The organism is Salimicrobium humidisoli (assembly GCF_002295105.1).
Taxonomy (GTDB): Bacteria; Bacillota; Bacilli; order Bacillales; family Halobacillaceae; genus Salimicrobium; species Salimicrobium humidisoli.
In genome coordinates, this window is the sequence record NZ_NSGH01000001.1 from 174,455 (window position 1) to 189,149 (window position 14,695).

Annotated in this window: 15 protein-coding genes; 7 read left to right on the forward strand and 8 right to left on the reverse strand. The window is 46.6% G+C overall.

What is annotated here, in order from left to right:
* Positions 1 to 117 precede the first annotated feature (117 nt).
* From CKW00_RS00845 to CKW00_RS00865, 5 genes are all read right to left on the reverse strand, one after another.
* Complete coding sequence (locus tag CKW00_RS00845) at positions 118 to 1,035, reverse strand: ABC transporter ATP-binding protein (protein WP_095820950.1); 918 nt, start codon at positions 1,033 to 1,035, stop codon at positions 118 to 120.
* On the reverse strand, positions 1,036 to 1,737 hold the full coding sequence (locus tag CKW00_RS00850) for an ABC transporter permease (protein ID WP_095820951.1): 702 nt from the start codon (positions 1,735 to 1,737) through the stop codon (positions 1,036 to 1,038). It lies immediately after the preceding gene.
* A gap of 163 nt (positions 1,738 to 1,900) precedes the next feature.
* Positions 1,901 to 2,308 (reverse strand): hypothetical protein, encoded by a 408-nt coding sequence (locus CKW00_RS00855; protein WP_095820952.1) that lies wholly within the window; start codon positions 2,306 to 2,308, stop codon positions 1,901 to 1,903.
* A 5-nt stretch (positions 2,309 to 2,313) separates the two neighbouring features.
* Positions 2,314 to 2,514, reverse strand: coding sequence for a helix-turn-helix transcriptional regulator (locus CKW00_RS00860; protein WP_095820953.1), 201 nt, complete (start codon positions 2,512 to 2,514; stop codon positions 2,314 to 2,316).
* 151 nt (positions 2,515 to 2,665) lie between these two features.
* Complete coding sequence (locus tag CKW00_RS00865; protein ID WP_095820954.1) at positions 2,666 to 4,039, reverse strand: FAD-binding oxidoreductase; 1,374 nt, start codon at positions 4,037 to 4,039, stop codon at positions 2,666 to 2,668.
* A 145-nt stretch (positions 4,040 to 4,184) separates the two neighbouring features.
* On the opposite strand from CKW00_RS00865, the gene CKW00_RS00870 reads away from it, so the two are divergent.
* The 6 genes from CKW00_RS00870 (at position 4,185) to CKW00_RS00895 (ending at position 10,161) form a co-directional block, all read left to right on the forward strand.
* Positions 4,185 to 5,123 (forward strand): N-acetylglucosamine kinase, encoded by a 939-nt coding sequence (locus CKW00_RS00870; RefSeq protein ID WP_095820955.1) that lies wholly within the window; start codon positions 4,185 to 4,187, stop codon positions 5,121 to 5,123.
* On the forward strand, positions 5,123 to 6,034 hold the full coding sequence (gene murQ, locus CKW00_RS00875; RefSeq protein ID WP_095820956.1) for an N-acetylmuramic acid 6-phosphate etherase: 912 nt from the start codon (positions 5,123 to 5,125) through the stop codon (positions 6,032 to 6,034). The genes CKW00_RS00870 and murQ overlap by 1 nt, the downstream gene beginning before the upstream one ends.
* 49 nt (positions 6,035 to 6,083) lie before the next feature.
* Positions 6,084 to 7,451, forward strand: coding sequence for an extracellular solute-binding protein (locus CKW00_RS00880; protein WP_408640526.1), 1,368 nt, complete (start codon positions 6,084 to 6,086; stop codon positions 7,449 to 7,451).
* Positions 7,452 to 7,542: 91 nt separating this feature from the next.
* On the forward strand, positions 7,543 to 8,436 hold the full coding sequence (locus CKW00_RS00885; RefSeq protein ID WP_095820957.1) for a carbohydrate ABC transporter permease: 894 nt from the start codon (positions 7,543 to 7,545) through the stop codon (positions 8,434 to 8,436).
* Positions 8,437 to 8,452: 16 nt separating this feature from the next.
* Positions 8,453 to 9,292, forward strand: coding sequence for a carbohydrate ABC transporter permease (locus CKW00_RS00890; RefSeq protein WP_008589103.1), 840 nt, complete (start codon positions 8,453 to 8,455; stop codon positions 9,290 to 9,292).
* An 8-nt stretch (positions 9,293 to 9,300) separates the two neighbouring features.
* Positions 9,301 to 10,161 carry a MurR/RpiR family transcriptional regulator gene (locus CKW00_RS00895; RefSeq protein ID WP_095820958.1) on the forward strand — a complete coding sequence of 287 codons (861 nt, stop codon included), beginning with the start codon at positions 9,301 to 9,303 and terminating at the stop codon, positions 10,159 to 10,161.
* 69 nt (positions 10,162 to 10,230) lie between these two features.
* On the opposite strand, the gene ald is transcribed toward CKW00_RS00895, so the two are convergent.
* The 3 genes from ald to CKW00_RS00910 all read right to left on the reverse strand — a co-directional run bounded on the left by ald (position 10,231) and on the right by CKW00_RS00910 (position 13,392).
* Positions 10,231 to 11,349 carry an alanine dehydrogenase gene (gene ald, locus CKW00_RS00900; protein ID WP_095820959.1) on the reverse strand — a complete coding sequence of 373 codons (1,119 nt, stop codon included), beginning with the start codon at positions 11,347 to 11,349 and terminating at the stop codon, positions 10,231 to 10,233.
* A gap of 124 nt (positions 11,350 to 11,473) precedes the next feature.
* Positions 11,474 to 12,688, reverse strand: coding sequence for a PucR family transcriptional regulator (locus tag CKW00_RS00905; protein ID WP_233129685.1), 1,215 nt, complete (start codon positions 12,686 to 12,688; stop codon positions 11,474 to 11,476).
* 89 nt (positions 12,689 to 12,777) lie between these two features.
* On the reverse strand, positions 12,778 to 13,392 hold the full coding sequence (locus tag CKW00_RS00910) for a class I SAM-dependent methyltransferase (protein ID WP_095820961.1): 615 nt from the start codon (positions 13,390 to 13,392) through the stop codon (positions 12,778 to 12,780).
* A 105-nt stretch (positions 13,393 to 13,497) separates the two neighbouring features.
* Here CKW00_RS00910 and serC point away from each other — a divergent pair, with 105 nt between their 5' ends.
* Complete coding sequence (serC, locus tag CKW00_RS00915; RefSeq protein ID WP_095820962.1) at positions 13,498 to 14,583, forward strand: 3-phosphoserine/phosphohydroxythreonine transaminase; 1,086 nt, start codon at positions 13,498 to 13,500, stop codon at positions 14,581 to 14,583.
* Positions 14,584 to 14,695 lie beyond the last annotated feature (112 nt).

Genomic DNA, 14,695 nt, shown 5'->3' on the forward strand with positions numbered 1-14,695 from the left:
TTTCAGGCAGAAAAAAAGCCCCTTGCAGGGCTCTTTTTTAGATAAACATTAAGACAATAGAGAATAGTATTCCGGCGGTTGTGAGCACCATAAGAGAAGCTCCCCAGGATTTTTTGTTTATGCATTCATGAAAACATCTTCTAAAGATTTCTCGTCAATTTTCACCTCATACAAGGATAGGCCCGAATCGACTATAGCTTTAGTTATTTTTGGAATGTCCTCTTCGGATTTGACAATTAATCGGCTACTGGTCTGTCTCCCTTCTCCGAAAATGATATTCAATTGGTAGAGAGCTCTAAGTTCCTCGATTTTTTCAGTCGTGAGTAGTGGTATTGTTCGAACCGAAAAGCCTATATTACTTCCTTCTTCGACTTTCTTTAATTCCTCTGGAGTTCCAAACTTTTTAATGACACCATTGCTCAAAATCCCGACCCTGTCACTGATCCTCTCAATTTCATCAAGGTTGTGGGAAGTCAAAAAAATGGTTTTCCCGCTTTTTTGCAACTCGCTTATTAAGTTACGAATATAAATAGCTGATTCCGGATCCAGCCCTGAAGTCGGCTCATCAAGAATAATTAGTTCCGGATCACCAAGCAGGGCTTGGGCTATGCTGATTTTCTTTTTCATACCAAAAGAGTACGATTTAATCTTTTGGTCTTCTGCTCCCTCTAAACCGACTTTTTTTAGAAGTTCAGTATACCCCGCTTTGGAACGCTTATCTTCTGTAAGTTCCCCCATATATTTTAAAAAATTATACCCTTTCATATGATGATACAGGTTAGTGATATCCGGCATGACCCCCATTTTTCTTTTGACGGTATTAAGTTCGTTATCCGGTGTATCGAAAATCGTAAATGATCCGGATGTCTTATTAACAATGCCTGTTAAGATGTGAATCAACGTTGACTTACCTGCCCCATTATGACCAACAAACCCGAAAACTTCTCCTTTATTAACTGTCAGGTTAATGCCTTTTAATACAGCTGTGTTACTGTATTCTTTTTTTAAATTTTCTACTTGGACAATATTCTCCATTTATAAATCTCTCCTCTTTATGATAAAAACAGATAGTATGAAAAAGGCTGTTCCGATAATCAGTGGCACGAATGACATAGCTAATTGATCATTATAATAAAATGGGAGGAGGTATTTTGCGGGAATTAGATACCACTTATCAATTTCTATTGCTGCTACGTTCAAAACTGGTAAAGCAATACCAAGCATGATACCAAAAAACATCGATAGTTTCGTTTTAGAGATTATTGTTGAGATTAGCATTGTGAAACTGATGAAATAAAAGAGTAAAACTAGCGTCTGCGTATAAAAATTGATGGACCATGAACCTGAAATAGCAAAAATAACTATGTAGCTGATAGTTATTACAGCCCACCAGAATAAAATCACCCCTAATAATTTCCCGAGTAATATCTGACCTCTGGATATTTTAGTTACAAGCAATCGGATAGTTCTGGATTCAGTTTCACTATTAACTATGTCGTGAGAAATGGAGAACACAAATAATGAGCCAAAGGCCATTATAATAAACGAGATAGCTGTGGCATAAACATCTTCAATGCTTACAGTATTTTCACCACTTAAAAACTGGTTGATCAATACTTGGTTGTTTTGAAAAAATCTGGAGGAATAATAAGCGACCAGTGTTAAGAACAGTATAATTAAGGCAGATCGAACACTTCTGAAAGATTCAATGAACTCTCTTTTTAATACATGAACCAATTTTTCTCATCCTTTCTATGTCGTTTTCATCCCGGAGAAGGATAGTTGAATTCCTTTGAAAATTACTGAATAGCTCCTCTATGGCTACAACGAATTTAGTAGGCTATGTGTAACTGCAATACCTGCAAGCGTTCTTCTTGTAAGACTCTGAATCTTTAGATGGTCATAACTGATTCTGGTAAACTTTCTTAACTACAGGACTTATCAGTATCCTGAATAATAGTAATGAAAAGATAAGTACCTGTGCCGTTAGTGATACATCAAGATAAATCGATAGAATAAAGGCGATCAAAGTCAGGAAATCCATAATTGAATTCATTGTTTCCCCTGATTTCGCATTAACCCACACGTTACGTTCATCATGGACCTCGATGTCACTTCGTTTTTCCCCTTTTTCTGTTACTTTGTCCTTTCTATGTTCTATGTAAGTCTGAATTGATATCCCTGTCAGTGCTATACCTAACCCCCCGATTCCAAAAGGCCAATCGTTAATGCTGCTCATCACAAATATGAAAACCCCGGTACATGCCAAAGTTACAGCAGTAATTAATTTAAAGATTTTTCTGTTCATAATCTTTACTCCTCCTCTTCGAAAGTAAATAGTTCTTCAATACTGATATCGAAAATCTTTGCAATTTTATAAGCTAAAAGTACAGAGGGATTATATTTTCCTTTTTCCAGAGAAATAATCGTTCTCGAGGAAACTGATACTTTATCAGCTAACTGTTGCTGAGTCATATTCTTTTCTTTGCGAAAGTATTTGATATGATTCTTCAATCCGGAAACATCCTCTTCTGTAAATTATATAATAAAAAAACATGAAGTTAACTTCATGTGAAATTAACTTCATGTTATAACGTTTAAATTACTTTGTCAATGCGGGAATAATGTAATCGTTAGAAGGTGATTTTTTTTAGTATAAACGCTCTTATCCGATATCGATGAATTTGCCGGGGTTCATGATGTTGTTCGGATCAAGGGCTTTTTTGATCGACTTCATAATGGAAAGAGACGCTCCGTGTTCGGCTTCCAGGTACTTCTTCTTCCCGATTCCGACGCCGTGCTCGCCCGTACAGGTGCCGCCCCGGGCCAGAGCGTGTTCAACGATAGCTTCATTGAACTGTTCCGCTTTGTGCATCTCGTTCTCATCATTTTTGTTGATCATGACGAACGCGTGGTAATTGCCATCTCCGGCATGTCCGACAAGCCCTCCCGGAAGTCCCTGTCGGTCGAGCTCTTCCCGGCCGAATACGATGGCTTCGGCAAGGGAAGAAATAGGAACACAAACATCCGTCACCATCATGGAACGTCCCGGATAAGCGTGGGTGTACGTATACGCAAGGTTGTGCCTGCCTTCCCACAGTTTCATGCGTCCCCGGGTGTCTTTCTCGAACGTTACGGACGTGCATCCGTGGTCCGAAAGAATCTCCTTCGCAAATGCCACGTCCTGATTCAGTCCCGCTTCATTTCCATGAAACTCAAGGAAGAGAGTAGGGTTCACTTCATAATCCGTTTCTATCCAGTCGTTCACCTGACGTATGGAACTTTCATCCACGATTTCCATACGGGCCACGGGAACACCGGTCTGAACAATGGAAGTTACGGCATTCACCGCTTCCGTCATCTCTTTGAAAGTGGCGCGGGCGGCCGTAATATGTTCGGGGATTCCATATACTTTCAGCGTTATTTCACTGATGCATCCGAGCGTACCTTCGGACCCTGTGTAAAGGTCGTTGAGATTATAGCCGGAGGAAGATTTCTGGGCCAGGCTCCCGGTATGGATGATCTCTCCGTCCGGAGTCACGACTTCCAGGTTGCGGATCTGGTCTTTCATCACCCCGTACTTGACGGACGTAGTACCGCTCGCATTGGTAGCCGTCATTCCGCCGATTGTAGCGTCCGCCCCCGGATCCACCGGAAAGAAAAGACCATGTTTCTTCAGTGCTTTATCAAGCGTCGAGCGGGTGACGCCCGGCTGGACGCGGACGAGAAGGTCCTGTTCCCGGATTTCAAGAATTTCATCCATCTCCGAAAAATCGATGGAGAATCCTCCCTGTACAGGTACGACGTGACCTTCGAGGCCGGAGCCGAGTCCGAACGGTGTGACCGGGATTCCATTTTCATTTGCCAGTTTCAAAATATGACTGATCTCCCGGCTGGAACGCGGGAAGAGGACGACTTCAGGTAAAGCAGGAGTGTGATAGGACTCGTCTTTACTATGGTGACTACGTATCGTTTCGTTCGTACTGATCTGTTCTTCGCTCAAAAATTCCTTCAGATGCGACAGCACTTCATGTTTCATGAAAACGCCTCCTCTTTTTCTCCGATTATACATAAGTCAGCAGATTTTTACAGTTTGTGAAATGCAATTTCAAAAATATCTTAATTAATTTGACATAAAATTTTAATAGTATTATAATCTTAGTAATAAAAAAGGTGGGGGTTGAATGGACTACATCGTTGGTGTTGATGGAGGAGGTACTAAGACGGAAGTCGCTTTTTACCGGAGAGACAGTCTTCATGAAACAGATAATGTGCTGTTCGGCCCCGGTTCGAATCCGAGAGCTTCCGGGTACGACACGAGTGCCGAAAGAATTGCTGCACTCATTGATGATGGTATGAAGAAATTCCATATACCTCCGGACTCTGTCATAGCGGTGGGAGCCGGAATAGCAGGAGCGGGACGATTTCAGGAACAGGAAGAATTGACGGCACGGTTGCGGTCGCTTTTTTTTAAACTTGATATGTCAGAAAATTTAAAAATCGATGTGTTTTCGGACAGTAAAGCGGCACTTCAGGGAGCTCTGCATCCCGACATGTCGAGCGGTATGCTGATCATCTCGGGGACGGGGTCCAATGCTGTAGCTGTGGAAGAGGGGACGTTCTTCAAAAGCGGCGGCTGGGGTCATCTTTTCGGAGATGAAGGTAGCGGTTTCGACATTGGCAGGCAGGCACTGCGTCGCATCACTAAAGAAAGAGACGGACGTGCAGCTCCTTCCTCCCTGCCGGGTATTATTCTCAGGGAGCTCGGCCTTATGCATGCGGAGCAGCTGGTCGGACACTTTTACCAGGCGGAAGATCAGAAGAAGGAGATAGCTGCTCTCGCCCGGCCGCTGATTGAACATGAACATTTACCGGAAGTCCGGGATATACTGGAGCAGGCTGTGCAGGAACTGGTGCTCCATATCGAAAGTCTGCATCACAAGATGAGAAGGGAGGACGGGGAGCTTCCTGTCTTTACTGCAGGAGCAATTTTCAATAATTCTTCTTTTATGCAGGAAACATTCAGGAACTATATTGAAACCAAAGGGCTGGGCGTTATCCGGCAAATATATTCGTCCCCGTCTTCCGGCGCGGCGAAACTTACAGAGAGGAGAGGGTGCTGATGGGAGAAGACAGACTTCAATCCCTGGTTACAGAAAGCAGGAACCCGGACAGTATGTCCATTGATATGGAATCGACTATGGGCATGCTTGAAATAATGAACCGGGAAGATGCCAGGGTGGCAGAAGCGGTGGCGCGCGTGCTCCCTGAAGTTGCAGAAGTAGTGGAGAAGACGGTGGAGAGCTTGAAAAAAGGCGGGAGGCTGTTTTATGCAGGGGCAGGAACGAGCGGACGCGTCGGTTTTATGGATGCTTCCGAATGTCCTCCTACGTTCATGACCTCTCCGGAGCAGATACAGGCCATTATGGCCGGAGGAGGAGAAGCTTTCGAACAGGCGAAAGAGAATGCGGAGGATGAGGAAGAGGCAGGGTACCGGGATCTGGACGCAGCCTCACCCGATGATCGGGATGTCGTAATCGGAATTACGGCAAGTGGAAGGACTCCATATCCGGTAGGGACGCTGAAAAGAGCGGGAGATGCGGGAGCGTATACGGTGGCTCTCTCCTGCAATCCGGAGGCTCTTATAAGCACGTACGCCGATACAGCCATCGAAGTCATCGTCGGTCCGGAAGTTCTTACAGGGTCTACGAGACTGAAAGCAGCCACCTCTCATAAGATGATCCTGAATATGATCAGCACTTCCGTTATGATACAGCTCGGGAAAGTTTACGAGAACCTTATGGTGGATGTTCACGCAAGTAACTACAAGCTCCGCAGAAGAGCGGAAAGTATTTTGAAAACGGTTACAGATACAGGTGAGGAGGAAGCCTCCCTTCTGCTTAAGAATGCCAACTACGAAGTGAAAACAGCGATTATGATGAAGAAGGCGGATCTCTCCTATGAAAAAGCGAAAGAAATTCTCGATGCCTGTGACGGCTACCTCAGAAGAGCCGAGAGTTTTATTTCACATTGATTTGTAAGCCTCAGGGCTTCAAATAAATATTATTCAAGGGGGATTTGTGTTGAAAAAAAGCTGGAAGTACACATTTGCTGCGTTACTGCTTCTCGTCTTAATGATTGTCGCCGGTTGTGCACCCGGGTCCGGCGGGGAAGAAAACAGTTCCGAAAAAGATTCGTCCGGTAGTGGGGACAGCTCTGAAAGCGGGGGAGACGGAGAGATTTCCGGGGAACTTGAAATCCAGTATTTTGTCGGGGGATACGGAGATTCCTGGTGGAAGGAAGTAATCGCCGACTTCCAGGAAGAGTATCCGGACGTTTCCATCAAGGAACACGCAGGCCCTAACATCAACGAAGAGATGCGATCGCGCTGGGTCTCGGAGGATCCGCCCGATGTCGTTTACATTGATGGCGCGGGATCGAGCGAAACCCAGATGGTGGAAGACGGTCAGCTGATGAATCTGAGCAGTTTTCTTGATGGGATTGAACTTGAAGACGGCACGCCTCTGAAAGACAGTTTCATCGTGGAACCTGCGAAGTACGACGGAGAAGTTTACAGTCTGCCGCTGGTGTTCGACACATGGGGCACATGGTATGACAGCGCCTGGTTTGAAGAAAAAGGATGGGAAGCACCTGAAAACTTCCCGGACTTTATGGAGACGATGGGAACGATTAAAGACGAAGAGGATATCGCACCATTTGTTACTACAGGACAACACCCTTACTACTTCCTGAGAGGTATGATGTATCCTGCTTTCGGAGCCCGTGGCGGCGACGAACTGCTGACGCAGACGATTCAGGGTAAGGAAGGGGCATGGAGCAGTGATGAAGTGATGGAAGTCATCAAAAATATTGAAGAAATGCAGAAGGAAGGATACATCGATCCGGACTTTGGAGCCCTGAACCACACCCAGTCCCAGATGAATTTCCTGAATCATGACAATGCTTTTATCCCGGTCGGCTTCTGGCTGCCGAACGAAATGGCGAAAGATAAGCCGGAGGACGTGAAATACGGATTCATCCCGTCTCCGATGCAGAAGGAAGGCGAACCTTACGCGATTGTTCCGGACCTTCGTCCTTTGGCTATTGCGGAAAAAGCCGAGAACCCTGAAGCGGCTAAAGCGTTTGTGGAGTTCGTTTATACGAAAGAGTATGCCACTTCTTTCTCCGAACACACCGGAGCACTGATGAACCTGCAGGGTGTCGATTTGACGGAGTCCGACGATGTACCGGAATTCCTCATCCAGGCGAACGAAATGATCAACGACCCGGATAAGGTACAAATCTATCAGAAACCTCATCCGATGAGTGCCGATCTTGAAACGCCGATCAGTAACTCCCTGGTCTCCCTAATGCTTGGGAATATTACGGCGGAAGAATTCGTGGAAGAAGCAGAACAGGCTTCCAAAGAATACCGCAAATCTCTGGAATAAGAGTGGATACGGAGGTGTGAACCTGCACCTCTGTATTTTCTTTTCAAAAATTCACCGGTCTGCCCGGATTATACGAAAAGAGGGGGAAAGTATGGTCCAGTCAAAAAAACAACGGTACCTGTTTCTGGCTTTTTGCCTCGTACCTACGTTTCTCATGTTTGCATTATTTACCTTGTATCCTCTGTTCAACGGTCTTTACTACTCTTTCTTTCAATGGTCGGGATCTTCTTCATTGGCGGAATTTACGGGCTTCGACAATTACCGGAAACTTTTCAGTGACGAAATTATTCCGGCGACGATCTGGCATGACTATTTTCTCGTCATCACTAAAATTATCGGTATTATGATACTTGCCACGTTTTTTGCTGTAGCTTTGACGCAGATGAGGATAAAAGAAGCACCGTTCTACCGGATTGTGTTCTTTTTCCCGAATATTATGTCCGTCGTTGTTATCGGGATACTGTGGATGTTCATTTATAACCCGAGTCTCGGACTCGTGAACTCCGGGCTGGAGTTTTTAGGTCTCGGAGAGTGGACGAAAGCGTGGCTCGGGGACGAAGACTGGGCTTTGCCGAGTCTCGTGCTTCCGTCTGTATGGGCAGGGATCGGGTTGTTCATGCTCATGCTGATGGGAGGTATTTCGAACATCTCGAAAAGTTACTATGAAGCCGCCGAAATAGACGGGGCCAACGGCTGGCAGCAGTTCTGGAAGATTACGCTTCCGCTCGTCTGGCCGCAGATCAAAATCTCCATCCTTTATATCATCATTACGACGCTGAACGGTTCCTTCATCATCGTACAGGTCATGACCAAGGGAGGACCCAACAACGCTACACACGTCATGGGATCGTATCTGTATGAAGAAGCTTTCGTAAAATATAATTTCGGCTACGGCGCGACGATAGGCGTCATGATTTTAGTGCTTTCTCTGATCACCGTACTCATCATGCAGTATTTCATGAGACGTGAGAAAGTGGAATATTAAGAGGAGGGATGACGAAGTGAAACGGAAACAGGGATTTTGGACGAAAATCGGTGTCAGAATTCCTCTTGTTTTATGGTCTCTGGCAGTTTTGTATCCGATCCTCTGGATGATTCTCGGTGCTTTCAAATCGAACGCGGAAATCTATGCAAACCCCTGGGGGCTGCCGGATTCATTCAGTTTCGGAAACTTTATCGACGCCTGGTCCAATTACAACATCGATATCAGTGTATTCAACAGTCTTATCGTTACGGGGCTCGGTGCTTTATTAACGCTTGTTATGGCAATTCCTACCGCTTACGCCCTGGAAAGGCTCAGATTCCGCGGGAACCGTTTACTGTTCACTCTTTATATTTCCGCCATGATGATTCCGATGGTGCTCGGCTGGATTCCTTTGTTCTTCCTGCTTATGCAGCTGAATCTGCTCGATAATATTTTCGGTCTTGCTATCGTTTACGCTGTCAGTCAGCTTCCTTTCAGCATTTTCGTACTGACGAGCTTTATGGCTACGATTCCGAAATCTCTGGAAGAGGCTGCTGCCATAGACGGAATGAGTCCTTATAAAATTTTATGGAAAATTATCACCCCTCTTTCCATGACCGGTATCATTACAGTTACGATTATGAATATGATACAGTTCTGGAATGAGTATTTTATGGCTCTCATCTTCTTACAGTCGGAAAACAACTACACGCTGGCTCTGGCGATCGACTATATCAGTAATGAAACCCAGTACACGAACTCCTGGGGGACGCTGTTTGCGAGTCTGGTTATTGCCATCGTACCGGTGATTATTCTGTACGCAATTTTCCAGCGCCGTATTGTTAAAGGAATGACAGAAGGAGCCATCAAAGGGTAGGTGTAAACATGAAACAGCCGTTGAAAGGCGGGCTGGTTATGCTTTCGGAAATGAAAGAAAACCTTCCCCCTTCCGAGAAAAAGATTGCCGCATTCATTCTTGACCATCCGCACGAAGCGATCCACTGTACGGCAGCTCAACTCGGGGAACTCAGTGGTACGAGCGGAGCGGCAGTGATGCGTTTGTGCAAATCGCTGGATCTGAAAGGTCTCCAGGAACTGAAGCTCAGGATTTCCGGCGATTTGCAGAAAGAAGTGGCATCAACGTACCGTGACATCCAGCCGGGGGAAGAGATGGATGCTATCGTAGATAAAGTGACGAATAACAACATGCAGGCCATCCGGGAGACGACGGAACTGGTGGATTTTGACGGGCTGGAAAAAGCGGGGGAAGCCGTCGTGAAGGCCGGCCGGCTGCATTTCTTCGGTGTGGGGGCGTCAGGAATCATCGCCCAGGATGCCCAGCAGAAATTTCTCCGCATGAATATCGCTACCTCGGCGTTTACCGACGTTCATAATGCGGTGATGGACATCGCAAATATTAAAGAAACAGATGTGTTGGTCGGCATATCTTTCTCAGGAGAAACGAGAGAAACGGCGCTCGTCATGGAAGAGGCGAAGAGGAGAGGAGCGGTGACGATCAGCATAACCCGGTACGGCTCCAATACCGCCGCGTCTTTCGCCGATATTCCTTTATACATATCGGCGTCCCGGGAAATTCCTGCACCATTCCGGAGCGGGGCCACTTCATCAAGGATGGCTCAGCTGCACATGATCGATCTTTTATTTACGAAGGTAGTCACTTCTCATTTCAAAGAAGCATCCGGGTATTTTGAACAGATCCAGGACATTATGACACGGCTCAAATGAACAGATGACGACTTGAAAAGCCCCCTGACTCTCCGGTTTTCCGGAAATTCAGGGGGCTTTTGTTCGCAGTTAAGACGAAAATACTTCAGATACAGGAGTGAACTCATACCCGAGGGCTTTAGCCACTGCTTCATAAGTCAGGTGCCCGTTCATGGTGTTGATTCCTTCTTCGATACCTTTATTACCCTGGGCGGCCTTCTGGACGCCTTTGTCGGCTATCGTAACCGCGTAAGGCATGGTCACGTTTGTAAGACCGATAGTGGCTGTCCGTGGGACGGCGCCCGGGATGTTTGCGACTGCGTAATGCAGGACGTCATGTTTTTCATAAATAGGGTCGTCGTGAGTCGTAATGTGATCCACCGTCTCGAAATTCCCGCCCTGGTCGATCGCTACATCAACGATGACAGAACCTTTAGTCATGGATTTGACCATGTCTTCCGATACCAGTTTCGGCGCTTTGGCACCCGGGATAAGAACAGCACCGATGACCAGGTCTGCCTGTTTGACGGCTTCCGAAATGTTCATAGGATTCGACATCAGCGTCTGGATATCTCCGCCGAACTGATCATCGAGTTCGCGCAGACGATCCGGGTTAAGGTCGAGAATCGTAACGTTCGCTCCGAGACCGATAGCGATTTTGGCGGCGTTCGTACCAACGACCCCTCCGCCGATGACGACGACGTTGCCTCTTGAGACGCCGGGGATGCCCCCGAGGAGAATGCCTTTCCCTCCATCGGATTTCTCTAAATACTGGGAAGCGATCTGTGTAGCCATCCGGCCGGCTACCTCACTCATGGGAGTAAGCAGCGGAAGGTTACCATTCGAGACTACCGTTTCATAAGCGATGGCTGTAACTTTGCTGTCGGTCAGGGCTTTCGTAAGCTCCGGTTCAGCAGCCAGGTGAAGGAAGGTGAACAGAATGAGTCCTTCCCTGAAGTGTTTATACTCGGATTCCAGAGGTTCTTTCACTTTCATGACCATCTCGGATTTCGCCCATACGTCAGCAGCACTGTCGATCATTTCGGCCCCTGCCTCTTCGTACTCTTTATCAGCGAAGTTTGAACCGAGACCTGCCTCTCTCTCGACGAGCACGGTGTGCCCTGCTTTTTTCAGATGCAGAACTCCTGCAGGTGTAATAGCTACACGATTTTCATTGTTTTTAATTTCTTTAGGTATACCGACAATCACAGAAAATGACCACCTTTCCATCTTAATTCTTATCTCTCATTATAACTGATGTAAGCGCATAAATATTTAGATAAAGAATAAAAAATGAAGCTTTTCATTTGTGTAATTACACAAACGGCGCCCGTCACCCCTGAATGATCAGGTCGATAAACAGTTTCGTCTTCTGATTGGTGTCCTCAAGATCGACACCGGTAATTTCCCTGATTCTTTTCAGCCGGTACAGCAGCGTGTTTGTATGAATGTGCAGCTGCCGGGCCGCCTGATGAGTACTGTTGTGGTGAAGGAAGGAGCGGAGAGTCTCCAGAAGGCTGGTGTTGTGACTCCGGTCGTAAGCTTTGATAGCTTCTATTACGCTGTTCTTATAATTCTCTTGTTCATAAAGCGCGGAGATTTCCTGAATAAACTGATAGACTCCAAGTTCCCGAAAGGTTGTCACCCCGGCCAGAGCTTCGGGATAGCGGTTCTTCAGTTCCAGCGTTTTTTGAGCCTGACGATAGCTGATGTGGATGTCCTCCGGCCTTGTGCATACTTTCCCATAGGTACTGTCGATGCCCGGGACACCGGTTCTTTCTTCCAATTTGTACCTGAAGCCCCGCAACAGCTCCTGCGTCACGTTCTCAGCCTCGTCCTCGTGTGTGTGGATAAGGAGGAGAAGTAAATCATTTTCGAACATATGAGAAATGATATTCTTCCGGCGGAACGTTTCGGTCAGGTACGAAGCATGTCTTTCTACAGAAGGAGTGATGGATTCCGCGAACTCCAGTACAGCCACTGACAGGCTGCCTTCCAAAGAAAGATGGAGCTTCCGTGCCTGCTTTTCAATCTCGGCACGGCTTCCCGCAGTGCCATGGAAGAGCTGGTACATAAAGTTCCGGATATTTTCTTCTTTTTCACGTTTTCTGTCGCGCTGTTTCTGAAGGTGTCTCGAAGCGAGAGAGGCTGCTTCCTTTAATTGCCTTATCTCGTCGTCGCCCATCTTTACCTGTTTCGTCTGAGCCCATATGAAGCCGAGGACTTCTTTGTTTTTCCGAACGGATATGGCAATGCGGTCACCGAGACCGATGGCCGGGAGAGGAGAGACGAAGACTGGGGCCCCGCTTTCGAACAGGTTTCCCATGACCCCTGCCTGCCACAGGCCGTTCACTACGTGCTCCGGCACTTTTCTCTGCATAATCGTTGCACTTCTTGCATCATCTACGTTCGTTTCATGGCTGCTGTAGGAGATGATCCGGTGATTCACATCTTCAATTGTGACCGGACAGCCGAGCTTGCCGGCAATATAGTCTGCCAGGCCTTCAGGGGAATCCGGCATCTGATCGATTTCTCGGTTGAGTGACATAACATTGCTCCTTCTGGTCTCTTGCTTGTATTTTACCACGCAGGAAGGATATCCGTCAGTCGGATGAAGCGCCGGGGAGGTTTTTACAGTTATGACTCCCCGTCCCCGGATGTAAGGACGAGTTTTCTCATTATGGTAGAAAAAAGGAGTTCCTGTTCCTCCACACGCAGTCCGGCTTTTTGGATGTTAGCCATCGTTTTCCTGTTGATATTAGCCCCGACGATATGGAGGCCGACCGGATTCAGCACGTCCATCATTTTTCCTACCCATTCGGTATCGCTCCGCATGTGCTCAAGCAACAGTACTTTACCCTCCGGTTTCACGACACGGTTGATCTCCCGGAGACCGCGGACGGGATCAGGGACGGAACAGAAGACGCAGGTGGAGACGACATAGTCGAAAGAATCATCAGGAAAGTCCAGGTTTTCCGCATCCATCTCCCGAAGCGTGATAGAACCGGGAAGGGAAGCGGTTTTTTCTTCTGCTTTTTTAAGCATTTTCCTGCTGAAGTCTATTCCTGTCACTTCTGCCGTCTCCGGATAAAAAGGCAGGTTAGCACCGGTCCCGACTCCTATTTCAAGGACGGAGCCGTCCAGGTCTTTCAGTAAATCTTTTCTCCATTTATCTTTGATCATATGGTCCATCATGTCGAAAACGCCGGACACACGATCGTACCTTTTTTTGATGTCTTCCGTTCTGCTCATGCCAAACGCCTCCCTGGTCAATTTGTGTTGCTATGAATAAGTGTATCCCTTATAATGCATTCATATCAATTATCGTCAGACTCTTTAGAGAGAAGGTAGAAAGTTATGGAGAGAATTTACAACTTTTCGGCGGGACCTTCCATGCTTCCGCTTCCTGTTCTCGAACAGGCGCAGAAAGAACTTACGAACTATAAAAACTCGGGAATGTCCGTCATGGAGCTGAGCCACCGTTCCGGCTGGTTCAAGGAAATCATTGAAGGGGCGGAACAGGGGCTGCGTAACCTGATGAAGATACCGGATAATTATCGTGTACTTTTTCTTCAGGGAGGCGCGAGTCAGCAGTTTTCCATGGTGCCGATGAACCTGCTAGGTCCTTCAAAAAAAGTGGATTATGTACATACAGGGTCGTGGTCGAAAAAAGCCATGAAGGAAGCGGAGAAATTTTCGGAAGTGAATGTGATCGCCTCCAGTGAAGATGAAAACTTTACGTACATTCCGGAAGTAACGAAAGATATGATTGATGAAGAAGCCTCCTACGTTCATATTACTACGAACAACACGATTGAAGGAACGGCTTTCCGGAACATACCTGACACGGGGGACGTGCCGCTCGTTGCCGATATGTCTTCGAACATTCTGTCTGAAGAGGTGGACGTATCAAAATTCGGGCTCATCTATGCCGGTGCCCAGAAAAACATAGGACCGGCGGGGCTTACTGTAGTCATTATCCGTGACGATCTGATCGGTCATGCAGAGGCGAACGTACCGGCGATGCTCGATTATAAAACGCACAGCGATTCAGGGTCGCTGTATAATACGCCACCGACGTTCGCAATCTACATGGCGAAACTTGTGTTTGAGTATATTGAAAATCTCGGCGGGTTGAAAACTATGGAAAAGATAAACTGGGAGAAAGCGGACCTTCTATATGAAACGATAGAAAACTCCGACCTTTTCACCTCTCCCGTTAAGAAGGACAGTCGTTCTCTCATGAATATCCCTTTTGTCAGTCCTTCTGCACAAACGGATGCTGAATTTCTGGAGGAAGCGCAAAAACGTGGCCTTGAAACGTTGAAAGGACATCGTTCTGTCGGCGGGATGCGGGCGAGCATCTACAACGCTATGCCGCAAGAAGGGGTTCAGGCTCTCATTCGCTTCATGGACGAGTTTGAACGTCATCGCAATAAATAGAAAGAGGGAAGCCGCAGGTATCTGCGGCTTTTTTCGTACTGGAAAATTTAAAATATATGGAATAGTTTACTCACTTTGACAAATAAGTAAACTTACTTTAATGTACTATTCG